A 25,962-nucleotide genomic window follows, 5' to 3' on the forward strand; every position below is an offset into this window, starting at 1 on the left:
TATTAGATATTAGATATTAGATATTAGATATTAGATATTAGATGCTCACATTTCCAGATTGGCGGTGAGGAGGTGGCGGATGTCTTCCGGGAGGAGGTTGATTCTTTTTACGAGGGCCGGGGTGATGCTCTTTTCCGCCAGCTCCTTGAGTGAGAGGCCCTTGAGGCCCAGAAAATCCATGTATTCGTCCACAAAAATGGTCGAGAATCCGGTGAGCGGCTCGCGTTGGACGTGTTCGCCCACGAGGTGGGCGATATGAAGGATGGCCACATTTTGCCTGAAGGTTTCGGGGATCTTCATGGGAGGGGCGAAACGTGCGTAGGATTGATACCTGATGGTGCCGCAGATCGAGGGAGGGAAGGCCCATTTTTCAAAGAGCATGGCTGCAATGTGTGATCCGTCGAGTCTCCCGACAAGATGGATTATGTCGTGGTTCTTGTTCTTGAGTAGTTGGACGAGTACCTGCCCGATATCATGAATGAGGCCGACCGTGCTCACCGCCGTCGGCTTCTGCATCTCCACCAATGTTGCGAGCTCGAACCCGATGAGGGAGATGAGAATGCTGTGGAGATGGAACTCTTTTGTCTTGAAACTTTTCGGGAAAAGCTCGAACACACATTCCTCGAGGGCGATCTGGTAGATCTGGTTGAAGCCGAGAAGCATGATCGCCCGATGGAATTCCGTGATCTTTTCCCGTAGGTTATAGTAAGGAGAGTTGATCCTCCTGAGGGTCGTGCTCACGATCGAAGGGTCCGTCTTCGCATATTCCACTACTTCGGCGGTCGATACCGTATCGCTCAGGAGCATGGAGGTGAGCTTGTCCACAAAAAGAGGGAGGCGCGGAAATCCACGGAGAAGGTCCTGAATTATCTCTATCTTGGGATAATCCTCCTCTGCCTCCTCCTGCAGATGGGTGAAGAAAGAGGTGAGGGCATCGGACTTCCGGACCCACGCGGCCCATTCATCGGACAGATGAGCCTGCATACGGGCAGCGGAGGCCGCCAATGCGCCGCGGAGGAAGGACTTTAAACGGGTGCCCAGCATCTGGAACGATGATTGTTCAAGGGAAAGGATGGTGGTGTGTTCCGGCGAAAGAATGGAGAAAGGATTGCCTGCCCCTTCGGCATCCGGGCCATTTCCAAGCCAGGCGCCTTTATGAAGGATTGCTATAGTGACGTCGCCCCCTCCTCCCGGAGCCTTGCGCAGGAGTTTTAAAGAGCCTCCAGTGATAAGGTAGGTGGACGGATCCACTTCACCTTCCCGAACGAGATATTCGAGGGGCTCGAGTGTCCGCAGGGCGCCTGCATTGTAGAGGGAGATAATCTCCTTATCAGAAAGGCCCGCAAAGAGAAGCCGGTCGAAGGACGTAGGATCTTTTATTTGAGGGCCTGCCATTGTCTTCATGGACCTGCCTTACCCGTTGGGGTGCGAAGGTCTTCGTGCTCCTTTATCTATTCCCCGTAGGGTGTACCATAGGCATTGAGAAATGCGCTTTCTTTAAGGGCCCTTCTCGGTACGGCTTTTGGTATTTCGTCAAAATATCCGAGGGGCGTCATTTCCACAATGCTGAACCCCTCCGGTATTTTCAGTGCTTCCTCGGCTTTCGCGGCATCGAAATTCCCCACGTGCACCGTTCCCAAGCCGAAGCTCCAGGCGGCAAGGACGATGTGCTCCATGGCGATGCCCGCATCGAACATGAACCAGTCTCCCTTGTTGGTCGAGGGTTGTCCTTTATAATATCCGGCCATGCCGGTTTTTGCAATGACGCATATCACACATGGGGCATCCACGATCGCGGCCCGCGAGGGATTATTGGGCGTCAGCGTATCCTGGAGCGCATTTTTGACGGTCTGCTCCTTTACCACAATATACCGCGAAACCTGGGTATTCGCCCAGGAAGGCGCCTGCCTGGCCGCTTCGAGGATTTCCCTGATAATCTCGTCGGGAACAGGATCCGCCTTATACTTCCTCACGCTTCTTCTCTCGTGTATTGCTTTCAATAGCTCCATATTTGCGCCTCCTTATTATGATTCTGAAATCATATCGTGATCACGAAGGACTGTCAACGATGACCTGTTATTTTCTATTAAAATATAATTTTGTAACGATTCATTATAAAAGAAGAAAAAAGAAAAGAATGTACCCATTATAAAACAAACGATAGGAAAGGGCGCGCTCCTGCCTGCTCCCGGCCCTTCAAGGCGCAGCCACGGCACCCTGATGCTGCCTGATCCTGCATGTCATTTCAGTGAGATCGCATTCGATGACGCATGGCTCTATATGTATCACCACGTCAATCGGCTTGATCGCATCCACTATCTCTCGCTCCACATTACTTGCCAGCTCGTGGGCCGTCTCTATACCCGCATCTCTGCAGATGAGGAGGTGGAAATCAATGTACTTGGTACTCCCGGCGAGACGGCTTCTCAATTTATGGTAACCGGCACAGGGATAGGGAGTCTTTTCAATGATAAACCTGATCTTCATCTCCACCTTCTGGGGGATCCTGGTGTCAATGAGGCCGGCAATGCCTCTTCGGAGTATCTTTATTGCGGAAACAATTATGATAAGACCGATTATTACGGAAAAGAGGAAATCGAAGGAGGTGATGCCGGTAAAATAAGTCACGATGATGGCCCCTATTGCGGCAGTGTTCGAATAGAGGTCACTCGTATAATGAAGCGCATCGGCCATCAAAGTCTGGGAGCCGGTCCTGGTGCCCACCTTTTTCAGTACCCGGGATACGGCGATACTGAAGAGGAGGGAGAGGACCATTACTCCGAGATCGACACCCGAATATGAGATTGTGCCTTTGTGGAGGAGTTTGTCTACTGCCTTGTAGAGAATTGCCCCGCCCGTGGCGATGATCACCGAGGATTGGATCACGGCGGCCAGGTCTTCGAGCCTGCCGTGGCCGTATTGATGCTCCCGGTCCGCGGGTTTTGAAGCCTTCCGGATGGTGATGAGGTTCATGAGGGACATGAGCGCGTCAAGGAGGCTGTCAAGGCCGGAGGATATGACGGTCATGGAACCGGAGATGAGCCCCGTACCGAATTTGCACAAGGCCAGAACGAGAGCGGAGAGTATTGCGAAAAGTGATGCCTGTTCCTTGGTGGCCATAGATCCTCTAAAAGACTTCTTCCTTGGGACGGGAGAAGCTGTTCGCTTCTTCAGGCCCGGGCAAAACCTCAAGTCTGTAACGTACAACTATATAATATTTTACCTAAGGAGTATAGTGGAACGCGAGCCATACCGCCCGGGTCAACGGATCCGTCCACTCGACCCGATGTTTCTTATGGGCAGGGATAAGGATGTAATCTCCCGGATTCATCTCTCTTGCCTCGGGCTCCCCTTCAAAGAGAAGACCGGCTTTGCCTTTAAGGAGGACGACCCATTCGGCGGTATTCTGATCGTACCATGTGTCTGCCGGCGTAGCATGCCCATCGGAGACGATCCTCTCGAGTCTGAACCCCTTCGTTTCCAGAAGTATTTCGAGGAGCTCCTCTTTCATGGAATGAGGGATGGAGGCATAGATATTTCCCTCCCCTTCACGCTGTTGTGCTGCGGCCCTTGCCATCAGACCTCTCCTCCGTCCCTCACCATACCGAGAAGAGTCTCCACTCTGTAGCCCGACCGCTCGGATATCCTGATCAGCCTCTCGACCAGCCGTTCGCAGGCCTCGAGCCCGGCCTTTCCTCTTCCGGCTTCTTTCCCGTCGGCAGTAAGCTCCCGGAAAACCTCCACCTTGAGGGAAGCGGATAGAAATTCCCGTAAGCCTTCCCTGCTATACCAGAACACCCCTTCGTATTCATTGACTCCGAGAAATAATCGAGCCTCGGGGTCTTCGAAAAGGGCAGCGAGCCTGTCGTCGAGAGATGTCCCTGCGGAGGGGGCCAGGAGATCGTCATGGACGAGGAGGAGTGCGATTACACGGGAGGTCCGCTCGGCCGTCTCATACTCCATGCCGAGGTCCTGGAATACCCCGGTCATGACAGGGGTAAAAAAGCTCAAATCGATCAGATTCGGTCGATTGTCGGGGCTAAGATCAGGGGGAATATCTTCGTCGCTGAGGAGTCGCGCAAAAATCCATGCAAGGAGCGTATAAAACGGCCGGGGGTTGTCACGGCCGTTGAGAAACGAAGGGTAAGCCTTTTCTTCGGAGGCCGTACTATCCGATTTCACCTTCTGTTTTCGCGAGCGTAAAGGGGACCGGACCAATGTCTCAAGGGCCCTTCCCGTTGCTCTCGTCTCCTCGGTTTCATCGCCAGGGGCGCCGCGATATGCCTTCACCTCCCGGAGGAGCCTGGCCGCTTTACCCAGAGTATCATCGAGGAGTACTCCGATCCCATCGCCGGAAGGAGGCCGGGTCCGGGACGAGGCATTCCATAGCTTTTGGAAGAGGTCCGCATTGACGAGCTCTTTGAAGCAGTTGAGTAGGGGCTGAAGGAGCATCTCCCGGAGGGCATAATCCGGGTCGAGAACCCCTCTCCCCGCGAGATGAGAGGCGAGCCGGGCATAATGGTCCCATTCGTTATCCCTCATCTCCCGAAAATCGAGGAACACATGAGTGCCGTAGGCCCCGAGCTCGGTGTAAAGACCTTTCTCGTGAATCTCGCGGTTCGACCTCAGAAAGAAGAGATTGGACATATGGTCTCTGAAAATCGTGAAGGCCCGGTCATCGTGGCTCAAAGAAAGGCCTTCCCCCACAGTCTTCTGCACGAGAGTGCGGTTTTCGCCCTGGCCTGATTTTACGGAGTAGGCCACGGAGGTCCTGATCCAACCCGAGGTATCGGCATATTTATTGTGATACACTACAAGAGAACGGTCGTTCCCATATCGGTTCGAATAGGCGAATACATCTTCATTGACTCCGCCGTCGAGAGTGAAGAAATCATAGAGGAGGAAATGCTCCACCCCTGCAAAGAGGTGCCTCAGGTGGAGAAGAGGAAAAATTTCCCTCTCATGCCTTTCCACGAGACCCCGGTCCGGCGTTTCATCCCAATAGGCGCGTCGGTATTCCATCCCGTACTTTTCCTCGAATCCTTCGACCTGCCCGTGGCCGAACATAGGTAATCCCGGCATGGTGATCATGAGAAGACAGGCGCCGAAATATTTGCCCTCCTTGCCGAATTGGTCCACCGCGGTCCGCTCATCGGGGTTATTCATGAAATTCACGAAGCGGCGCAAGACCTCCGGGTCGAATTCGAGAGTGTTTTTTATTACCTGCCGGTACGACGCATTCTCCTCATCCCGTATCATGTTCATAAAGGCGCTGTTGTAGACGCGGTGCATGCCGAGAGTACGAACGAAATAGCCTTCGAGAAGCCAGAATGCCTCGGCGAGGAGGAGGGTATCGGGCGCCTCCGCTGCCACTCGGTCGACGACCTCTCTCCAAAATTCTTTGGGCATGGCATCATTGAATTCTTCCTTTGTAAGTCCGAATTCAGCCCTTGTGGGGATCGCGCCGCCCGAGCCGGGTTCCGGAAACCAGAGCCGCTGGTAGTGGCGCTTTGTGAGCGTCATGGCGGCGTCGAAGCGGATGACGGGGAATTTTTTCGCCACATGAATTATGGTGCGGATCATTGCCTCCCGGACCGCAGGATTCAGATAATTCAGTTGGGCGGTATCGTTCCAGGGCATGCTTGTCCCGTCATTGCCGTGGTATACATATGATTCGGCGCCGGTACGCCGGTCCACCCGTTTGAAGACAACGGCTGCATCGCTGCGGTTGTAGTAATGGTCCTCCACGAAAATGCCTACCGAGTCGTCCTGGGAAAGGTCCGGGCCCTGAAAAGTATACCAGGGAAAAGGGCTGTAATCGAGGGATACGAACCAGTCCGGGTGCTCCACCGTCCATTTCGAATAGATGCCCACATGATTCGGGACCATGTCGCTCGCCAGGCGGATATTACGGAGCCATGCCCGGTCACGCAGGTTACCGTAACCCTCTTCTCCTCCCAGGTCGGTGGCGATCGTATAATCGTAGAGTGAATAGGCGGAAGGGACCGCCTCGGGGTTTCCGCAAAGTTGTTTGATTTTTGAAGAGGAGGGGCTCCTTTCCCAGACGCCTATGAGCCACAGGCCGGAAAACCCGCGATACTGCAATGAGTCCAGCTCCGCATCGGGAATTTCATCGAGTTTCGAGATGGACCTGCCATACTGCCTGGAGAGCTGATCGAGCCATACGTAGATATTTTTTGCCATGAGCACGAGGCGCGGCATCCAGTCCTTGTCGGGACTGAACTCTTCGGATTCGTGCTCGATTGCCGCCGCCCTGGCCCTGTAATTGATAACCGGAGGCCGGCCGGGGCCGGAAAAGGTCAGTTTCTCTTCCTCCCGGAAAATATCGAGTGATTTCAGGATCCGGCGGAGAAAGTTACCGAGGATGACGCCCCAATGTTTTTTAATATATTCAAGTTGTCCGGAAAGGGAATCGGGCGAGTTAATTGCCGGCGCCCTCAGCATATCCACCAGGTGTTGCCCTTCCGGCCCAAAACCGGGTTGGGAATCGAAGTATTTTCTGATACCTGAGATAATGTGAGGATAGACGGTGGTTTTTGTCAGAGTCGTATCGTCGAAAAGCTCCATGAAGGGGGCGAAGGCAGGATTCATATTCGCAAGCCACAGCAGGAGCATCTCTTCCAGGGCGATCTCCCGATTGGGGACGCCTTCCGTGGCGCCCGCCATATATACGTCGAGGCTTATCTCTCCCCGGTAGACTGCGACAGGGGGAAATTCATCACTAAAGGCACGCAGCGCCTTGTCCAGCTCATCTTTTCCGAGTGAGGAGGAAAGCGCTTCCAGGACTTCGGCCATGACATTCTTATTTACCTCGCGCCTGTACCTCGCGACGATATAATGCATCGTCTCGTCGATGAGGCCCATTGCCGTGATATGTCCCGGCTTCACCGCTTTTTCCGGTGTTTTCTTGAGGTCTCTGTGGCGATTCATTTTCTGGGCGAATACCCGGGCAGCTCGGAAATCCGCGAAAATTACGTTGCCGCTAAAGGAAAATATGGATTCATCGAACTGATAGCGCTCCCGCGCTTTACGTGAAATATGAAATTCCATAACCGTCCTCTTTTCCATAAATCCATGCTAACACAGGGGTAGGGGAGAGTCAACCCGACGGATCGCGCCAAATCAGCCAAATGCCCTTTTTTTGTTGCATAACAGGATGAAAGCGGTGAAAATATGTCGGGACCAAGCAGGGCGATGGCTTAGCTCCCGGGAAAAAGGCAATGGAGTTTTTGAATTGTGAGGGCCGTGTAACGATCCTTGAGGCAAGGCCGGCAGTTTTGGGCATATCCTTCAAATATGGCGGAAGGGCCTTGCGGAGAACACCGGGATGGCCATAAGAATCGTTTTTGTGCCCGCCGATGGACTGATATTGGCAACATGCCGCGGCAAGATCAATTTCAAGGAAATTACCGCGGCACACGAGCAGGGATACAAGCTGGCCCTGGAGCACAGGGTATTCCGATTCCTTGCGGACGCCCGGGAAGCCGAGCCGGCCATGGAGACTCACGAGATCTACGATCTGCCTGAATATTATGCATCCATGGGTATTCCCCGCGCGACCATGGTCGCCGTGGTGACACCGCCCGACCGTAAATATTATGATGATTTTCGCTTTTTTGAAACCATCTGCAGAAACAACGGGTACCATTACGTGCAGACCTTTGAAGAGATTGAGGCGGCAAAGGAGTGGCTGACTCATAACAGACCGCCCGGACCACCTCCGCGTTAACATTTCTCAGCTTTTTGCGTCATCGAACATGGAAAATCGCTTTTCCCTATGCTAGAATAGATCGATCATAGAAACTATAATTCTCGCCAGGGGCAACTAATGAAAATCGGACATTCCCACCCTCTCCCCAATGGCTTTACCCTGCTCCGCCTTATTCCCGGTCTCTTCTTCTGTTTCCTCACCGCCGCAGTCATCGTCCCTGTTGATCTGTCTGCCGAGTTACTGGGGAGTCCGGTCAGCATAAGCGGCACGACCGTTTCGATGGACGTGGCCCCCGTTTTTCAGCCGAAAACCCATGTGAGCGGGGGCGGCGACATCACCGTATCGAGATATTCCGTGGCTGCCAATGTGCGGATCCCCCTGCGGGAAAGACTCCATCTGGGCCTTGGCTTAAGCTATGAATTTGACGACTACAATTTCACGCGGCTTACCTCTTTTGCCGTGGCCGACCCGTGGAACAAGATACATCGGGCGGGAATCACGGGCCGGTTCGTCTATAGCGTGAATCCTCGGTGGAACCTTTTTTTCGCTCCCATGGGACAATTTGCCGGGGAAACCGGGGCTGACGCGGGTAAGTCACTTCTCTACGGAGGGGCGCTCGGCGCCAGTTACTCCTCCAGCAAGGACTTTACCATAGGGTTCGGCGCGGGGGCATTTTACCGACTGGAGGAGACCGCCTTTTTCCGCAGCCTTATCGTGAACTGGAATATTACTGACCGCCTTCATCTGGTAAACCCCTTCAGGCTGGGGCCCGCCGGACCTGCCGGAATCGAGCTGGGATACTCCCTTGACAGTAATTGGGAAGTGGCTCTCGGCGGGGGGTATCGCTCATATCGTTTTCGGCTCGACGCAAATGGGCCCGTGCCGAGCGGCATCGGCCAGACCACTTCTGCGCCCGTCTATCTCAGCCTTTCAAGGAGGTTCGGCAAGGATATCAGGCTCCACGCATATGGCGGAGCGGCTTTTGCCGGTAAAATAAGAGTGGAAGACCGGGCGGGGAACAGGATCGACAGCACGAGCTATTCGACCGCGCCCCTTATGGGGATCACCCTTTCCGCCGCATTTTAAGGAGGCGGGGCGCGAGGCGGGAAAAAGGTATGGGAGAGGGGTTGATCTTTTTCTCTTGAGTCCCGATAATAATAAAAGAATATAAGAAATCCCGGATTAACGGGCATCCATCTCCCTTAGGGGGATAAGAACGGGAAGGGGAGCATGATCGAAGAAACCATCAAAAAGATCGAAACCAGAATAAAAAAATCAGGGCAGCCAAAAGGAGCTCAGGATAAGAACGCGGCGGAGCTTGTCGAGCTTCTCGCCCAGCTTAAAACAGAGGTAGCCGAGCTCTCAAAGACCCATGCCGACCATGCGGAGAGCATCGCCGGTTTTGCCAAAGTTTCAGCTCATGAGGCGACACGGCAGGACCAGAACCCGGAACTTCTTCAACTCTCGGTCAAAGGGCTCGCATCTTCCGTAGAGGGAATCGAAAGCTCCCATCCCAATCTCGTGGAGCTCGTGAACCGTATTTCCGTGATGCTCGCGAATATGGGTATCTGAGGCAAGAGTTTTGCTTCGAAAATATCAGGAGCGGGCGGAATTCTAAAGTACTTCTACACTCAACTCGCCTTTATGGAGGGTGACGAGAAGCCTCTCGCCCGGGCCCACCTGAGCGGGATCGGTCACCACTTCCCCCGTCTCCTCCCGTGCCGTAATACTATAGCCGCGCTTCAATATATTATGGGGATTGAGGTCTTCGAGGCGCTGGGCGAGGGAATCGACCCGGCTCTTCGTTTCCCTGAAATATGAATCGAATCCGTGGATGAGGTTGCTCGTGATCTCGTCCAGGTACATCCGTGAATCAACCATGAAATCCTTCTGTTCCCTCAGATGCATCATGCCCTGATAAAGGAGGAGTTTCGAGCGTTCAAGAAGGTTTTTCATCCCCCTCTGCAGCCGCTCCTCGGTTTCGGAAAGGAACGCCTGGAGCTCCCTTTTATCTTTTACCACGAGATCTGCCGCGGCGGTGGGTGTAGGTGCCCTTACGTCCGCGGCGAAATCGGCGATGGTGAAATCGATCTCATGACCCACTGCGGAGACTATGGGTATCACTGATTTGTGGATGGCCCTCGCCACCATCTCCTCATTGAAGGGGGCAAGGTCTTCGATGGAGCCTCCTCCCCGGCCCACGATGATGACGTCCACTTCTTCCATGGCGTTGAGACATTCTATGCCCTCGGCGATCTCGTAACACGCCTCGTCTCCCTGCACCTTCACGGGATATATGAGAACGCACATATTTTCGAATTTTCCGAAGATCACCTTCAGCATGTCCCTCACCACCGCGCCCGCAGGGGAGGTGACGATACCGATCTTTTGGGGCAGGAAGGGAAGGGGCTTTTTTATCTCAGGCGCGAAAAGGCCTTCCTGAAAGAGCTTTTCCTTGAGCATCTGGAACTTGAGCTGCAGAAGGCCGACGCCTTTTACCTCGATCACATCGACCAGGAGACGGTACTCGCCCCTTTTTTCGTACACGTCAACCCTGCCTCTGCAGATGATGGCCGTGCCTTCCTTCATGGTCTCGGCCGAATATTTGGAGCGGAAGTTGAAGACCACCGCCTTTATGGTGGCCTGGTCGTCTTTAAGGGTGAAATAGAGGTGGCCCGAAGGGTAGAGCTTGAAATTCGAGATCTCTCCCTCCACGAGGAGGTCGCGGAATTGGCTGTTTATCGTCTGCCTGATCCGTGAAGAGAGCTCGGAGACGGTATAGATATAGACCGGCCATTCGGCCTCGCGGGGCATCATAGTGCTATTTCTTGAAATAGTCCTTTATTATTTTCATGGAGCAGAATTCTCCGCACATGCTGCACACGTTATTTTCCAGATTGCGCTCTTTCCTGAAGTCCCGGATTTTGTCCGGATCGATGGCGCAGGATGTCTGCCCCTCCCAGTCCAGTGCTTTGCGGAAGGTGGACATGGTCCGGTCCCGTGCAAGGGCTTTCGGATTACCCCTCGCAATGTCCGCGGCATGGGCCGCGATCTTGCACACCATAACCCCGTCCCATACATCTTTCGGTGCGGGAAGACCCAAGTGTTCCGAAGGCGTCACGTAGCAAAGAAAATCCGCCCCGTAATAGCCTGCCAGCGCTCCGCCGATTGCGGACGTGATGTGGTCGTAGCCGGGAGCGATATCTGTGACGATCGGTCCGAGTACATAAAAAGGCGCACCGTTGCACAGGGCCTTCTGAAGGACCATATTCGTCTCCACGAGATTGAGGGGTACGTGTCCCGGGCCTTCAACCATGACCTGCACGTCGTTCCTGATCGCCTCAGCCGCCAATTCGCCGAGGATGATGAGCTCTTCCACCTGGGCCCTGTCCGTCGCATCTGCGATGCAGCCCGGCCTCAAGCCGTCTCCGAGGCTCAGGGTCATATCATATTTCTTGGCAATGGCGATGAGCCTGTCGTACTGCTCGTAGAGGGGGTTTTCCTTTTTGTTCACGATCATCCATTCCGCGAGAAATGCGCCTCCCCGGCTCACGATGTCGGTGACCCGCCCCTGTTTTCGCAATCTTTCGAGAGAGCTCTGGGTCACGCCGCAGTGGACGGTGACGAAATCGACCCCGTCTACCCCATGTTTTTCGATTACGTCGAAAAGGTCGTCCGCCGTCATATTGACGATTGCCTTCCTCTTCTTTACCGCTTCCACGGCTGCCTGATAGATAGGCACCGTACCCAGCGGGATACCCGCGTGGGCGATCAGTATTTTCCGTATCTCATCGAGATCGCCCCCGGTCGAGAGGTCCATGACCGCGTCGGCCCCCGCTTTGACCGCCATGCGCAATTTTTCAAGTTCTTCATCGATGTCGACCATTTCGGAGGAAGTGCCCATATTGGCATTGACCTTTACGCTCAACCCCTTGCCCACTCCCTTCGGGGTAAAATCGCGGTGCCTGTTGTTGGCAAGGACGGTCGCCTTTCCTTCGGCAATCGAAATCCTCAGCGCCTCCGCGTCTATCCCCTCATCGCGGGCCACGCGCTCCATCTCCTCCGTAATCTTTCCTTCCCTTGCAGCGACCAGTTGGTTCTTCATCTTCCTATTATCTCCATCTTTTTAATAAGTTCTTCCGGGTTTCTCGCAAAAAGCCTGATCATGGGCTCCTTGCCTGCAGACCCTTTATCATAAATAATATCGGGCGGGTTTTTGGTATTCAGTGATGCCCTCTCGACGAGGGAATCAAAGGCTTCCCCAATTCCGTCCACGCTCCCGTCCACCACGCCGTCCATTTCCAATAAGACCGTCGTCATGCCATTTTTTACCGCCTTTTGCACTGTCTCTCCACGGAATTTCAGATTCATTCCCGATCTCATGAAAGGATAACACTTCATAAAGGAAAGGATCATCCGGTCCACAGGGGAGGACGTCTCGAAGGCAGGCTCGCTTTTTACGAATAGTTCTCCCTGGAGACTGCCTATCCTGCCGGGGAAGGAGGCAACGTCCTCGGTCCCTGCCGCGCCCATGACCGCATATCCTATATCGAGCTGGCTCTCCGGCACGAGGTCCGGTAGGTGGAGACGGGCCAGGGCGGTCCCTGCCTTCCTGAGGGAGGAGAGTGCCTCCAGGCGGCCGGCCTTTCGCCCCGCGGGAATGGCCGAGGCGCTGTAGAAGTACCCTTTCTCATCTATCCGGTAGCTTTCATTCAACATGGAAGTCATAAATTCCTGGGTGGCGAAAAAAGCCTCTGTGACAGGATAACCATGGGCGAGAAAAGAGGCAAGGGCGGACGAAAACATGCAGCCCGTACCGTGGACATTTTTGTCGATTCGCCTTTTTGTGTGGAAGAGATAGTCCCTGCCGTCAAAGAGGAGATCGACGGGGGCGCCTTCGAGGTGGCCGCCTTTTATGACTACCGCCCCGGGACCCATGGCATGAATCGCGCGGGCGGCCTCTTTCATATCGTCGGGGCCCGTGATGTTCAAACCTGTAATTGCGGAAGCTTCATCGATATTGGGCGTTATTGCGCCCGCCAAGGGGAAGAGGGCGTTCATGAGGTAGAGAAGCCCTTCTTGTGTGATGAGGGGCACGCTGTTTTTCGCGAGGGAGACGGGGTCGATAACTACAGGGACTCCCGGCCGGGCGGCGACAAAGGAGGTAATTTCCTTCCCTAAAGCCTCATCCCAGACTACGCCTATTTTGATCGCATCGATGTCCACACCCGTGCACGCCGCTTCGAGCATGGAAGCGAACCGCTCCGGGGGCGTAGGGAAAACGGCCGAAACGCCTGAGGGTCCCTGAATCACTGCAGCGGTGAGGGCGGAGAGCCCGTGGAGCCCCAGGGAGAAGAAGACATCGAGGTCCCTGGTTATCCCTGCCCCCGAAGAGGGATCATAACCCGCTATGGTGAGGATTTTTTTCATGCGTCCCATCGGAAAAAATTAAGCCGGTTGCCCGAATTTTCTAAATATATCACACTTTTGGGCCAAGGGGTAGCATAATCCTGGCCCGGGAAAGGGACATATGAGCAGGCCATGATACCGCATGAAGAGGTCACGCCTATGGAAAGGGAACCCACGGCCCGGGATTAAGGTTGTGTTCCCACCTCCAGAAATTGAACGATCCGGAGGATATCCTGAAGACCGCGATTGTCGGTGAGTCAGGGGTTCCCGTGCCTATCTCTTTCAGCCAGGTGAAGGTTTCGTAGAGCCTTTGGCGTATCTTCATATCTTCCACGACCTCCATCCGGCCGGCAATGCGAAGGACCGTGCCCACATCAGGGGCAACGCCCGGTTCATGGAACGCTATTTCCACGTGAGGGTTTGTCGACAGCTGTGAAACGAGGGGCTTCACTCTCGAAGTGTAGAAGTAGATCCCCCTTTGGTCCGCACGCCACACGGTCATGGGGCGCACGTGGGGCTTTTCGCCTTCCACCGTGGCAAGGAAGCCGACCGGGGTCTTCTCCATGTGCCGGACGCAGTCTTCAAAGGTCATACCGATTTCCTCCACGTCGTAAAAAAATACGCATCTCTATTAGTCGAACAACCTCGGCACCCCCGGCCACGTTGCGTCATAAATCGGCTTCTGGTAACCTGGTGTCCGCCTTTGCATGCCAGTCAATTCTGCCTGAACCGCTCTTCCAATTCAAGCACGAATTGCAAAGAGCGTTTCATGTGAGTTTTATCCCGTCATCAAGGAGAGAAGGAACCCCTGTTGCCCTCCACCTTTCCGACTGCTATATTGGTAGGAAGAACGCGAAGGAGGAAAACCACCATGAATATTATCGGTATTAACGGGAGCCCCCGCAAGAATTGGAATACGGCGACCCTCGTGCAGAAGGCCCTGGACGGGGCGGCATCGCGTGGGGCAGAGACCGGGCTTTTCCATCTCTATGATCTAAGTTACAGGGGGTGCATAAGCTGTTTCGCCTGCAAGACCATCGGCGGGCCGAGCTATGGCAAATGCGCCATGAGGGACGGCCTTACCCCGCTTCTGGAAAAGGTAGGGCAGGCGGATGGCCTGGTTCTCGGCTCTCCCATCTATTACGGCACGGTAACCGGCGAGATGCGTTCCTTTATGGAGCGCCTCTTCTTTCCCTACAGCACCTATACCGATCCTCCCGGAACCCTTTTTCCGCGAAAGATCGGGACCTGTTTCATCTACACCCTGGGCGCCACCGAAGAGCTGGCGAAGGAGCGCGGCTTTCACCACCACATCGACCTCAATGAAATGATCCTGAGAACTATTTTCGGTGCGTCGGAATCGCTCATGAGCTACGATACGTATCAATTCGAAGACTATTCAAAGATATATGCTCCCCGGTTCAATCCCGGCCTGAAAGCAAAAAGGCGAAAAGAAGTCTTCCCCCTCGACTGTGAGAAGGCGTACGAGATGGGAAAGCGTGTGGCCGGATAAGAGGCAATCGACGCCCTGGTGTAGGACCGGATCTTGCCGGAGAGGATAAGAATGGGGCCTCAATCTCCTGGAAATATATCCCTTCCGCTCTCGAAAGACCGCCTCAGCCCCGTAATCGGATCCCGGAAGGATATTTCTTTGGCCAATAGCTTGAGGGGCAATGAGAAATCATAGGCCTCACGGGCGCGGAGTTCGGGATAAAGGCGATCGTGTATCATAGGGATGCCGAGACCGGCGAGGTGCACCCGCAACTGATGCTTCCTTCCCGTAACCGGCATCAGGCGGTAGCGGGACATTTCCCCCGTGGTCTCTATAACCTCTATACGCGTTTCTGTATTAAAGGCCCCGTCGACCTCCTTCATGCGAAAGAAAGGCTCTCCCGGCACGATGCGGCTCCGGCGGGTTATGGGGAAAGGTCCTGCCCCCGAAGCCGGGGCGAAGGCCTCATACACCTTTCGCACCTCATGGGTGCGGAAAAGGTCGGCGTATCTCCCCCTGGTCTCGGGATTATGGGAAAATATCACCACCCCGGCCGTCTCCCGGTCGATGCGATGGAGAGGGGCGAGATGCTCCAGGCGGAGGCGCTTTCTCAGGCGCACGAGAAGGGTCTCCCGGAGGAATCTGCCTGAAGGCATGACGGGAAGAAAATGGGGCTTGTCCGCCGCAAGGATATGATCGTCGCAGTAAAGGACCCCTTCCTCGAAGGGAATGGGAATCTCCTCTGCCGGCTCGCGGTAATAAAAGATAAAGCTGCCCTCCCGGCAGGGGCTCTCCGGGCGGAGCGGGGACCCTGCTTCGTCCACCACCTCTCCCCCGGCCATTCGGGACTGCCAGGCCGCGGACTCCACGTGGGGAAACCGTTTTTCCAGGTACTCCATTACGGTCCTGGGGAGGGCTCCGGAAAGCTTGAGACGGCTCGGCCCGATACCATCGATTATGGGAAGGGGTATCTTCATGTGAATTCCTCCGATTATACCATGCCCCGCCGGGACGGGATAGTCTCCTCCTCCGAGATCGTCCTTTACTCACTCGTGAAAAGATGGTAAAAACTGGTAGTTATGGAAATTTCGTGCGCCATACTCGCCGGAGGCGAAAGCAGGAGGATGGGAAGGGACAAGGCGACACTCGCCCTTGGGTCCAGGACCCTCGTGCGCCATGTCTACGAGACTGCGAGACGGGTCTTCGATTCTCTCATGATCATATCGAGCCGTCACGAAGGATTCGAAGGGATCGACGCGCCCGTGCTGCCCGATGTGATCCCCGTGAAAGGCGCTATCGTGGGCATCTCCTCCGCCCTCATCTATGCGCCTACTGCCTATGTCTTCGTCCTGGGTTGCGACATGCCCAATGTGAGTGAAGAAGCGCTCTCATACATGGTCCGGCAGGTCAATGGAGAGGATGTGATTATCCCCCGGGTCCCCCTCGGATGGGAAGCACTTCATGCAATTTATGGCAAGTCGTGCATCAGGCCCTTTCTCACGGCCATCTGGGAGAAGCGGTTCAAGATCCCCGCCCTTTTCCCGTCCCTCAACGTGAAGGAGCTGGGAGAAGATCCCATGTTTATCCACCGCGGCCGGTCCGTCTTCCTTAACGTCAATAGCGAGAATGAGCTGGCCGGGGCCTCGGAGCTGGCGAATGAAAATGAATACGACGTGCGGGCGATGACGGCATCGGACCTCGATCGTGTGCTCCTTATCGAGAGACTCTCTTTCGGGCTGCCATGGACGAGACGGCTTTTCGAAGAGGCGCTCTTTTCCTTGATCGCCGCCAATTTCGTCATTACCGTCAATGAGCGGGTCGTCGGTTATATGTGCCTTTATACGGTGGAAGACGAAGCCCATATTCTCAACGTGGCGATCCATCCGGACCGGAGAAAGAAAGGATACGGCGCCGCCTTGATGGGGCGGGTGGTGGACATCCTCAAGAAACAGGGGATCACCCAATTTTATCTGGAAGTGAGGGAAGGCAATCTGGATGCCATCAGGCTTTACCGGAAATTCGGCTTTGTGGCAGTGGGAAAAAGGAAAAAATACTATACCGACACCAATGAGGATGCCCTTGTGATGCACCTTCTTTCGGGAAATGGATAAGAGATGAATGATAGGGAAGGACGGATCGAGTCAAACAGGATGGTCGCGCCCGGCTATTTCCTGATGGAGATAAGACTACGGGGGGCCCTGACCCGCCCGAAACCGGGACAATTCATCATGCTTCGCATACCGGGGACGGAAGTATTCCTGAGGAGGCCTTTCGGAATATACCGTTACGAGAAAGAGAAGCTCACCCTCATGTACAGGGTGGTGGGAAAAGGCACGGAGAGGCTCGCCCGGGCGAAGGAAAATGAGCCTGTCGCAGTCCTCGGCCCCCTTGGGAAAGGCTTTCATATCGGCCCGCGAGACCATTATATTGTGGTCGCCGGAGGCATAGGCATCGCCGGGGTCCACAGCCTCATCGAAACCCTGGGGCAGAAGGCCCTCATCCTTTTCGGATGCGGGACAAAAGAAGAGCTGCCCATCATCGAAGACCTGGCCCCTTTAAAGCCCATGGTATCCACCATGGACGGCTCCTATGGGTTGGAAGGCACCGTGGTCGATCTTCTGGATAGTCAGCTCAAGTCGCTCAAGGGAAACAGCGAAATCTTTGCCTGCGGGCCGGAAGCGATGCTGACAGGTCTCAAGAAGCGGATCATGGAGGAGCGGATACCCTGTCAGGTCCTGGTGGAAGAGCGGATGGCGTGCGGTCTCGGCCTCTGCTTCGGATGCGTAAGAGAAACAATCGACGAAACAGAGCCTTTCAAAAGGGTCTGTAAGGAAGGACCTGTATTCGACCTATGGCAAATACGTCTATAGAGCTTTTCGGCAAAACCCTGAAGAACCCGGTGATGAACGCCTCGGGGACCCTGGGCTACGGGAAGGAGATCGAGCCCTTATGGCCGGTCGAGACCATGGGCGCCTACGTGACCAAGGGGCTCTCTTTAGAGCCCCACCACGGCAACCCCCTTCCCAGGATATGGGACCAGCAATACGGGATGATCAACAGCATCGGGCTTCAGAACGTGGGGGTCGAGCGGTTCTTCGGCCACTATTTCCCGTTCTTCAGGAGCCGCAGAATTCCGATCATCGTAAATTTTTTCGGGTTCAGCGACGATGAATACATACGATGCGCCGAGCGGATAAAGCCCCACGAGCTGATTGTGGCCCTCGAGATGAACCTCTCGTGCCCGAACGTGAAGAAGGGCGGCATCAGCTTCGGCAAAGACCCCGAAATGGTCTACGCCATCGTGAAGAGGGTCAAGGAGGCGACGTCCATACCGGTCATCGCGAAACTTACCCCTGAAGTGAAAAATATCGGAGAGATCGCATCGGCCGCCCATGAAGGGGGCGCGGACGGTTTTACCCTCCTTAACACCATGCCCGCGGCAGTCGTGGACGTAAGCCAAATGAGGATGCCCCTTCGTGGAGGCCTCTCCGGACCGGTGATGAGACCGATCGCTCTCAGGGCGGTCTTCGAAATATCGAAGGCAGTACCCGTCCCTGTCATAGGCGCCGGGGGGATCATGGACAGTACGGATGCCCTCGCCTTTCTCATGGCCGGCGCGAAGGCGGTGCAGGTGGGGACCGCCACTTTTGTAGACCCTTATGCAATACCGAAAATTGTCGAAGGTATCGGAGAGTACCTCACACGTCAGAAATGTGCCAACCTTGACCCGATAATCGGGTGCACCCATCGTGAAGACTCCGGCAGCCGATAACGACATCGTCGAGCTGCTCCGCTCCAAACTCGATATAAGCCATCTCTGCGCACGAATCCTCTTTTCACGGGGCTTCACCGACCCGGGGAGGGTGGAAACCTTTCTCTATCCGAGGATCGAAGATCTTTCCGACCCCTTTCTCCTGCCCGATATGGAAAAGGCAGTGGCCAGAATGATGGAGGCCGTGCGCACCCATGAGAAGGTCTGCCTCTACGGCGACTACGACGCAGACGGGGTGACCTCCGTTGCCCTCATGGTCAATTTTCTCACCCGCCTGGGCATGAATCCCGCCGTCTATCTCCCCGAGAGAAAAGAAGGATACGGCCTCAACCTCAAAGCAGTGGAAAAGATAAAGGAAGACGGCGCAACGCTCCTCGTCTGTCTCGACTGCGGCTCCACGAATATAGAGGAGATAAAGAGGGCGGGGGAGCTCGGGATGGATGTGATCGTGATCGATCATCACGAGCCGGGCGAGGAGCTGCCTTCCGCCTGGGCTATCGTCAATCCGAAAATGAAGAATGCCCTTTTCCCCACACGGGAGCTGGCCGCATGCGGCGTCACCTTCTTTTTTCTCCTGGCCCTCAGGAGAATCCTCTCGAAAAAAGGGATGCTCCACGTCACGATAAACCTGAAGAAAGAGCTCGACCTCGTGACCCTGGGCACCATCGCCGATATGGTCCCCCTCACGGGCGACAACCGGGTGATCGTCAAGTTCGGCATGGCCATGATGAGAAAAAGCCCGCGCATGTGGCTCAGGACCTTTTTCAAAAGCGGGATAGTGACCCGGGCGGTCGTTGATGAATATACCCTCGGGTTTATCATCATCCCCCGCATCAATGCAGCGGGCAGGGTATCCCATCCCGGCACAGCTCTCGATTTTCTCCTGGCGGAGGACGAATTTTCTTCAAAGACCTATCTGGCTCAGCTCCAGGATGTGAACAGGCAAAGGCAGAGAATTGAGGCTGAGATCGTGAAAGAGGCCATCGAGACCATCGACGGGGGGGATCTCACGGAGAGAAATTCCATCGTCCTCTTTAAAGAAGGCTGGCATATCGGAGTTATCGGCATAGTCGCACAAAAGCTGACCGAGCTCTACAAGAAGCCATGCATCGTGATTACCGAGGTAGAAGGGATGTGGAAGGGTTCGGGCAGGGGCGGCGACGGTGTGGACCTCCACAAGGCGATAGAATCGGTTGCCCATCTGGTGCAGAGGTTCGGGGGCCATAAATACGCGTGCGGCATCTCGCTCCTCGGCGAAAACCTCATTGCCTTCAGGGATGCCTTCGATGAATCGGTGGGAGACGCCTTCATCGAGAGGGAGAAGAAGACGAGGGTCGATACCCATGCGTCTTTCGAGGAGCTGACAGGGGAGCTCCTCGAGTTCATCGAGCGGGCCTCTCCCTACGGCATGGGTAATCCGAGACCCAACTTACTTTTTGCTCCTTCCAAAGTGAGAGTGGTGAAAGGTTTTGCGAAGATAATAGACGGGACGAACAGGACGTGGCGGGGCTCCTTCTATGGAAAAGAGCCCGTACCCGAAGCAACCGGGATACACATCGTGGCTTCCCCAATGGTAAGGGAAGATATGGGCGAACGGTTCGTGCACCTCACCATAAAAGAGTTTGTCCTTCCGGAGATAGAGGCGTGTGATGCGGTATAAGAGTGTGATGCGTTAAATGCGGAAAGGGATTCGGGCTCCGCGGGCGTCTGCTCGTAACCCATAAGGAGGATATAACCATGACGGAGCTTCATGCGTGGTATGGAGATTTGCAGGTGGCGAGGACCGCGGCGGCGCTCAGAAAGAACAATTTCGATGTCCGTATTGTGCCGGGGAAAAAGGAAGCCCTCCGCGAGGTGATCGGATTGATCCCTGAAAACTCAAAGGTCGGCGTGGGCGGATCGATGACCCTTACTGAGATCGGCTTCTTCGAGGAGGCGGAAAAACATTCTTTTACTCTCCTCAATCCTTCTCCCCAGAAGATGTCCATGGAGGAATTCATTCAGACCCGCCGGAAGATATTGCTTGCCGACGTCTTCTTGAGCAGCAGCAACGCGGTGACGGAGGAGGGGGAGCTTTTCAATATCGACGCCACCGGCAACCGGACCGGCGCCATGGCGTTCGGGCCGAAGCAGGTGATCCTCGTGTGCGGATTCAATAAAATAACCCGAAATTTGGATGGAGCGAGAAAGCGGGTCCGGGAATGGGTAGCCCCCATGAACGCCAAAAGACTGGGATTAAAAACACCCTGCGCGGAGACCGGCATGTGCGGCGACTGCTCCTCTCCCCAGAGGATATGCAATATCTTTACAGTCCTTGCGAAGAAGCCTTCCAGGACGGCGGTGACCGTCATCCTCGTGGGAGAGCACCTGGGATTGTAAGTAGCCCCTGATCCGGCGGCGGCGCACCGTAATTCCTCGATCCCGGCCGGTCTCGATTTACCCCTTTAAGAAAAAATACGCAACGCCGAAAATAGATACAGGCGGAGTGGTTCAACTGCGTAAGGTCTTAGCTATGCTCGGGGGTCACGGTCCGCTAAATCGGCTTCAAGAGGAGAACGTGCATGAACCTGCAGAACATACGGATAGGCAAGAGGCTTATGGGGGCTTTCGCAGTATTCACATTCATCATTCTTGTCTCATGCATCATCAGTCTTATGGCGATGAACGACGTGGGCAGCAAGGCAAATCAGATCGTGAACGTCAATTTTGAAAAGGCATCCGCAGCGAATGCGATCCTTATGAATATACAGGCCATCCAGGGCAACACCGGCCTTGCTGTCAACAGCAAGGATAAATCTCTCCTCGACGCAAACGCCGAGAGGAGAAAAGCCTATGTGGCAGGTCTCGAGAAGCTCGAAAAGATCGAAACCGATCAGGTGGGCAAAGATCTTATCAGTAAGCTGAAAGAACAGACGGTACGGGGCAAGGAAGCGAGCGGCAAGCTGCTGAAGGCCTTCGAGGCGGGCAATTTCGAAGAGGCCGCGGATCATTACAAAAGTGCGGTTGTTCCCGTCACCCTGTTGAATATCGAGACCGTGAAGGAGATCATCGGTTATCAGGAAAAAACCATCAAAGAAAAATATGGCGAGATTGTCAAAGAAAATGGCAAGGTAAAGTTCATTCTCATCCTCTTCGGCATCGTGGCCGTAATACTCTGCGTTGCCACGAGCATGATCATCACCAAAAGCATTACCACTCCCATCCATAAGAATATAGAAGTGGCAAAGACCCTGGCCGAGGGCAATCTTTCCGTCGAGATCATCCTTGACAGAAAGGATGAATTCGGTGACGAGATGCAGGCATTCAAGGTCATGGTAGAGAAATGGAAGACCCTCATCACAGGCGTGAAGTCATCCGCGGCGAGCGTGGCTTCCGCGAGCAACCAGTTGAGCGCCAGCGCCGAAGAGCTCGCACGGGGCGCATCAGCCCAGGTGGAGCGGACGATCCAGGTGTCGACCGCCTCCGAGGAGATGTCCCAGACGTCCCTTGATATCGCGAAGAACGCCGGCAGCATATCGGATTCGGCAAAGGAAACAGTCGGCACCGCCCAAAACGGCAATTCGATCGTGAATAAATCGGTAGAGGAAGTGAAAGAGATTGCGAAGACGGTGAATAAATCATCCGATCTGGTAAAAGAGCTGGGCGGCCAGTCCGAAAAGATAGGAGAGATAGTCCTGGTGATTAATGACATCGCCGACCAGACCAACCTCCTTGCCCTCAATGCCGCCATAGAGGCAGCCCGGGCAGGAGAGGCAGGCAGGGGGTTCGCCGTGGTGGCCGACGAGGTCAAGAAGCTCGCCGAGAGGACCAGCAAGTCCACCCAGGAGATAGGGAGCATGATCAATGCCATTAAGTCGGGTGTAGACCGGGCGGTGGCGTCGATGGGCGAGGCGTCGGACAAGGTGAAGACAGGTGTCGAGCTCAGCAATGAAGCGGGAAAAGCCTTAAACGAGATCGTGGGCAGCTCCGCCAACCTTCAATCCATGGTCCAGCAGATTGCAACCGCCATAGAAGAGATGAATTCCACCACCGAAGAGATCGCGAGAGACATAGAACAGGTGGCAAACGTAACCAAGGACTCGTCCGGCACCGCCGAACAGGTCACCCAGGCCGCTCTCGAGCTGTCCACCCTCTCAATCTCCCTGGAAGAATCCGTTCGCGGGTTCAGGATATAAAGAAAAACAGGGCTGCAGCCTATTCATATGCCCGGTCCCCGAAAGAAGGGACCGGGTTTCTCTTTTCGAACACCCCATCATTCGGTAATCGCTCCTTATACGCAATTAACCCTATCGCGAAAGCAATCGGCAGTGTGTGACAGACACTTCAATACCCGTTCTTGTAAATCTTTAAAATATCCTGAGATGAGTTTTTCATAGTATTGATAATTTACTTTTCCCGCATTACTTATACTTTAGATAAATGTTATTCACCTCCACTGAATTTCTAATATTCTTACCAATCGTTTTTTTGCTCTATTGGTTTGTCTTTCAGAAGAATCTGAAACTACAGAACTATTTCATTCTTGCCATCAGCTATCTGTTTTATGGGTGGTGGGACTGGAGATGTCTGTTCCTGGTTATATTTTGTTCGGGAATAAACTATCTCGCAGGATTAAAGTTAGCCTCTGATAAAAATATAAAGAGTAGAAAGCTGGTACTCTCACTGTCTTGTGTTTTCAGCATAGGGTTGCTGGGTGTTTTTAAATATTTCAATTTTTTCGTCGACAATTTTATAAGTGCATTTGCTTCAATCGGCATCCATTTGCAGGCGAGAACACTCAACATCGTTCTGCCTGTAGGCATCAGTTTTTATACCTTAAAAGCCTTAGGCTATACAATTGACGTGTATAAGGGGAAATTGGAAGCGACAAAAGACATGATCGCATTTTTCTCCTTCGTAGGGTTTTTTCCGCAACTTTTGGCGGGACCCATTGACCGTGCTACCACTCTTCTGCCTCAATTCTATGTAAAAAGAACATTTGAATACCATAACGCTGTCGAGGGCATGCGCCAAATTCTGTGGGGATTTCTCAAGAAAATTATGATCGCCGATAAATGTGCGATATACGTAAATGAAATTTTTGCGAACCACGAAACATTGCCCGCCGGCACTCTGGTATTAGGTGCGATTTACTTTGCATTCCAGATATATGCCGACTTTTCAGGTTATTCAGATATTGCCATAGGGACATCCCGTTTGTTTGGTTTTACTTCGATGCAAAACTTTAATGTACCTTATTTTTCGCGTGACATTGCCGAATTCTGGCGACGATGGCACATATCGCTTACTACCTGGTTCAGGGACTATTTATACATTCCTTTGGGCGGAAACAGGGGGACCAAATTTCACGTTGTCAGGAACACCTTCATTATTTTTTTGATATGTGGTTTCTGGCACGGGGCGAACTGGACTTTTATCATGTGGGGACTAATCAACGCTCTTTATTTTCTGCCTTTGCTCCTATTGGGGAAAAATAGAAAGAATACAGACACGGTAGCCCACGGCAGAATATTGCCAAACATAAAAGAGCTGTTCCAGATGGGCACGACCTTTGCGCTCGCTGTTTTCGCATGGATATTTTTTAGAGCAGATAGTATCGGTCAGGCATTTTCATATATTGGACATATTTTTTCAAAATCCTTGCTATCTGCCCCTAAAGGCTCAGGCGCCGCACATATTTTGCCCCTGTTGTTAATTATGATCTTGCTGGAATGGTTTCAAAGGGAAGAGCTGTTCGCTACAGCAAAAATAGGGTACACATGGCCGAAACCGGTCAGGTGGAGCTGTTATGCTTTTATAATCTTCTTAATCGGAATGTATATGCAAACCACAGAAACGCCTTTTATTTATTTTCAATTCTGAGATATGAAAAAATTCATAACCAATATATCTCTCTTTGTCATTTTTGTGATCCTGGTTTACTGGTCGTTAATCATAATCTGGGGTAATTATATGCCCCCTTCCTTCAATCAGAACCTGAACTACCGCATAGGATCCTACGGACACATGTATTCAAGAATCAATGAATTAAAGAAAACAAAAGATGTCGACATCCTTTTTTTAGGTTCATCTCACGCATACAGAGGCTTTGATACACGTATTTTCAAAAACAGTGGCTATAGATCGTTTAACCTTGGGTCCAGCGGACAAACCCCCATACAAACCAACATTTTATTAGAACGATACCTCGACACACTCAATCCCAAGCTAATTATCTATGAAGTTTTCCCCTCGACATTTTCCAGTGATGGCGTTGAATCGTCCGTAGACTTGATTGCGAACGATAAAATTGATTTCAAAACATTCAGAATGGCAATAGAATTAAACAATGTCAAGACATATAATACGCTCTTGTATGGATATTACAGGCAGCTATTCGATAAAGACAAAGGCTTCGAAGAAGGAGTTCTCAAAGGTGACGACCGGTATGTACCAGGTGGATTCGTGGAGCAAAAACTTGTATACAACAACGCCGCGGCAGCAAAAGCTGAAATGATCGATTGGACTCCTAAACCATATCAAATCAAGGCATTTGAAAATATCTTGAAATTAATCAAAGAGAAACAAATAGAGTTAATTCTGGTGCAGTCTCCGGTAACACGCATTGCATTTAAGAAATACAAAAATAATAAAAACATCGATGCCTATTTTTCCAAAAAGGCGGAATACTACAATTTTAATTATCTCGTGAACATGAACGATATTTTAAATTTCTATGACGAGAATCATTTAAACCAGGAGGGCGTCAAAGTTTTCAAGGAGGGCGTGAGGGACGCCCTTTACTTTTTCACTTTTGAAGTTCTTTGTATCATACGAGTGTGTAACATCCTTTGTATTTCAATAGCCGTAACTGCGGCCAGCGCGCAGGTTTTCGGCAGAAGTACTCTTTTAGTCCGGCAGGAGCACGTCCGGGGTGGGGCGTGCGTCTGAGAGAGTTTTTTTCAACTGCTTTGAAGGATTTGGGAAGGCCCTTTTGTTAGTCTTCACAGACGCACGGGTCGGTATCCCTTCGAACAGTACCCGGCGCCAGGGTTCCCCGCAAAGGGGACAGGGGGAGCACTCCCATGCGGGTACGGTATGATGAAGATACTACTGAAAAGGCATATCTTGCATGGAAGGAATGCGGGCATAACGCCAGGAAAGCGGCGCGGCGCCTCGCGGCAGAGGGGCTTGTCATACACAGGAATACGATCTCGGCATGGAGAGACAGGTGCGGCTGGAAGACCCGTGCCCTGAGAGAACAGAAAGAGGAGACGACAGTGAAAGAAGCGAACAGGGATGATACCGGACTTGTCGCGGGTCTTGAAGCGAGAGAGAACGCGGTATGAGGGGTTCTTCGAAACCTTGGGGCCTACGGTGATTGACGTCCAGGCCACCTATGCCTGCACCGCCCTCGTGAAAGCCATCGCAGACGTTCATAAAAAGATGGAGCCGGACGTGCATTCCACGGCCGCTGTTGCCATGGAGGTGTTCGTAAACTCCATACCCGCGAGGGGCGAAACCCTCAATAAGGCGTTCGTCCGTCAGGTCATCAACTGACAGCGGACTTCTTTTGGG

General features: G+C 53.3%; 24 protein-coding genes. 14 read left to right on the forward strand and 10 right to left on the reverse strand.

The genetic code is table 11. The annotated features are described in order from the left end of the window. Positions 1-45 precede the first annotated feature (45 nt). The 5 genes from VGJ94_06370 to VGJ94_06390 all read right to left on the reverse strand — a co-directional run bounded on the left by VGJ94_06370 (position 46) and on the right by VGJ94_06390 (position 7,071). Positions 46-1,404, reverse strand: coding sequence for an HDOD domain-containing protein (locus tag VGJ94_06370; GenBank protein HEY3276227.1), 1,359 nt, complete (start codon positions 1,402-1,404; stop codon positions 46-48). A gap of 47 nt (positions 1,405-1,451) precedes the next feature. Continuing rightward, the gene (locus tag VGJ94_06375; GenBank protein ID HEY3276228.1) at positions 1,452-2,009 is read right to left on the reverse strand and encodes a nitroreductase family protein; all 558 of its coding nucleotides are present in this window, start codon (positions 2,007-2,009) and stop codon (positions 1,452-1,454) included. Between the two features lie 187 nt (positions 2,010-2,196). Continuing rightward, complete coding sequence (locus VGJ94_06380) at positions 2,197-3,120, reverse strand: cation diffusion facilitator family transporter (protein ID HEY3276229.1); 924 nt, start codon at positions 3,118-3,120, stop codon at positions 2,197-2,199. A 103-nt stretch (positions 3,121-3,223) separates the two neighbouring features. Then, the gene (locus VGJ94_06385; protein HEY3276230.1) at positions 3,224-3,577 is read right to left on the reverse strand and encodes a cupin domain-containing protein; all 354 of its coding nucleotides are present in this window, start codon (positions 3,575-3,577) and stop codon (positions 3,224-3,226) included. Beyond that, a complete protein-coding gene (locus tag VGJ94_06390; protein HEY3276231.1) occupies positions 3,577-7,071 on the reverse strand; it encodes an alpha-amylase family glycosyl hydrolase in 3,495 nt (1,164 codons plus the stop codon). The genes VGJ94_06385 and VGJ94_06390 overlap by 1 nt, the downstream gene beginning before the upstream one ends. Positions 7,072-7,348: 277 nt before the next feature. Between VGJ94_06390 and VGJ94_06395 the strand changes: the two genes are divergently transcribed. From VGJ94_06395 to VGJ94_06405, 3 genes are all read left to right on the forward strand, one after another. Further along, positions 7,349-7,750, forward strand: coding sequence for a hypothetical protein (locus VGJ94_06395; GenBank protein HEY3276232.1), 402 nt, complete (start codon positions 7,349-7,351; stop codon positions 7,748-7,750). A 99-nt stretch (positions 7,751-7,849) separates the two neighbouring features. Continuing rightward, complete coding sequence (locus VGJ94_06400) at positions 7,850-8,818, forward strand: DUF6268 family outer membrane beta-barrel protein (protein ID HEY3276233.1); 969 nt, start codon at positions 7,850-7,852, stop codon at positions 8,816-8,818. A gap of 144 nt (positions 8,819-8,962) precedes the next feature. Beyond that, positions 8,963-9,304: a DUF4404 family protein gene (locus tag VGJ94_06405; protein ID HEY3276234.1), complete on the forward strand. Its 342-nt coding sequence runs from the start codon at positions 8,963-8,965 to the stop codon at positions 9,302-9,304. Between the two features lie 42 nt (positions 9,305-9,346). On the opposite strand, the gene xseA is transcribed toward VGJ94_06405, so the two are convergent. The 4 genes from xseA to VGJ94_06425 form a co-directional block, all read right to left on the reverse strand. Then, positions 9,347-10,549, reverse strand: coding sequence for an exodeoxyribonuclease VII large subunit (gene xseA, locus VGJ94_06410; GenBank protein HEY3276235.1), 1,203 nt, complete (start codon positions 10,547-10,549; stop codon positions 9,347-9,349). A gap of 4 nt (positions 10,550-10,553) precedes the next feature. Then, entirely contained in the window at positions 10,554-11,837 is a 1,284-nt protein-coding gene (gene thiC / locus VGJ94_06415; GenBank protein ID HEY3276236.1) for a phosphomethylpyrimidine synthase ThiC, read from the reverse strand. Beyond that, entirely contained in the window at positions 11,834-13,162 is a 1,329-nt protein-coding gene (locus VGJ94_06420; protein ID HEY3276237.1) for a PfkB family carbohydrate kinase, read from the reverse strand. The genes thiC and VGJ94_06420 overlap by 4 nt, the downstream gene beginning before the upstream one ends. Positions 13,163-13,298: 136 nt before the next feature. After that, positions 13,299-13,733 (reverse strand): pyridoxamine 5'-phosphate oxidase family protein, encoded by a 435-nt coding sequence (locus VGJ94_06425; GenBank protein ID HEY3276238.1) that lies wholly within the window; start codon positions 13,731-13,733, stop codon positions 13,299-13,301. A 279-nt stretch (positions 13,734-14,012) separates the two neighbouring features. Here VGJ94_06425 and VGJ94_06430 point away from each other — a divergent pair, with 279 nt between their 5' ends. Further along, positions 14,013-14,654, forward strand: coding sequence for a flavodoxin family protein (locus VGJ94_06430; GenBank protein ID HEY3276239.1), 642 nt, complete (start codon positions 14,013-14,015; stop codon positions 14,652-14,654). Between the two features lie 59 nt (positions 14,655-14,713). On the opposite strand, the gene VGJ94_06435 is transcribed toward VGJ94_06430, so the two are convergent. Then, a complete protein-coding gene (locus VGJ94_06435) occupies positions 14,714-15,610 on the reverse strand; it encodes a pseudouridine synthase (GenBank protein HEY3276240.1) in 897 nt (298 codons plus the stop codon). Positions 15,611-15,712: 102 nt separating this feature from the next. Between VGJ94_06435 and rimI the strand changes: the two genes are divergently transcribed. The 10 genes from rimI to VGJ94_06485 all read left to right on the forward strand — a co-directional run bounded on the left by rimI (position 15,713) and on the right by VGJ94_06485 (position 25,944). Further along, positions 15,713-16,744, forward strand: a complete 1,032-nt coding sequence (gene rimI / locus VGJ94_06440; protein HEY3276241.1) for a ribosomal protein S18-alanine N-acetyltransferase — start codon at positions 15,713-15,715, stop codon at positions 16,742-16,744. A 3-nt stretch (positions 16,745-16,747) separates the two neighbouring features. Then, positions 16,748-17,503 (forward strand): dihydroorotate dehydrogenase electron transfer subunit, encoded by a 756-nt coding sequence (locus VGJ94_06445; protein HEY3276242.1) that lies wholly within the window; start codon positions 16,748-16,750, stop codon positions 17,501-17,503. Next, complete coding sequence (locus VGJ94_06450) at positions 17,485-18,405, forward strand: dihydroorotate dehydrogenase (protein HEY3276243.1); 921 nt, start codon at positions 17,485-17,487, stop codon at positions 18,403-18,405. Before VGJ94_06445 ends, VGJ94_06450 begins: the two co-directional genes overlap by 19 nt. Then, positions 18,383-20,065: a single-stranded-DNA-specific exonuclease RecJ gene (recJ, locus tag VGJ94_06455; GenBank protein ID HEY3276244.1), complete on the forward strand. Its 1,683-nt coding sequence runs from the start codon at positions 18,383-18,385 to the stop codon at positions 20,063-20,065. The genes VGJ94_06450 and recJ overlap by 23 nt, the downstream gene beginning before the upstream one ends. Before the next feature lie 77 nt (positions 20,066-20,142). Then, a complete protein-coding gene (locus VGJ94_06460) occupies positions 20,143-20,784 on the forward strand; it encodes a lactate utilization protein (protein ID HEY3276245.1) in 642 nt (213 codons plus the stop codon). A 182-nt stretch (positions 20,785-20,966) separates the two neighbouring features. After that, complete coding sequence (locus VGJ94_06465) at positions 20,967-22,580, forward strand: methyl-accepting chemotaxis protein (protein ID HEY3276246.1); 1,614 nt, start codon at positions 20,967-20,969, stop codon at positions 22,578-22,580. A gap of 244 nt (positions 22,581-22,824) precedes the next feature. After that, complete coding sequence (locus tag VGJ94_06470; GenBank protein ID HEY3276247.1) at positions 22,825-24,267, forward strand: MBOAT family O-acyltransferase; 1,443 nt, start codon at positions 22,825-22,827, stop codon at positions 24,265-24,267. A gap of 3 nt (positions 24,268-24,270) precedes the next feature. Further along, positions 24,271-25,335, forward strand: a complete 1,065-nt coding sequence (locus tag VGJ94_06475) for a hypothetical protein (GenBank protein HEY3276248.1) — start codon at positions 24,271-24,273, stop codon at positions 25,333-25,335. A 134-nt stretch (positions 25,336-25,469) separates the two neighbouring features. Continuing rightward, entirely contained in the window at positions 25,470-25,733 is a 264-nt protein-coding gene (locus VGJ94_06480) for a hypothetical protein (GenBank protein HEY3276249.1), read from the forward strand. Positions 25,734-25,749: 16 nt separating this feature from the next. Next, positions 25,750-25,944, forward strand: a complete 195-nt coding sequence (locus VGJ94_06485) for a hypothetical protein (protein HEY3276250.1) — start codon at positions 25,750-25,752, stop codon at positions 25,942-25,944. Positions 25,945-25,962: the final 18 nt, after the last annotated feature.

The sequence above is a fragment of the Syntrophorhabdaceae bacterium genome (assembly GCA_036504895.1).
Taxonomy (GTDB): Bacteria; Desulfobacterota; Syntrophorhabdia; order Syntrophorhabdales; family Syntrophorhabdaceae; genus PNOM01.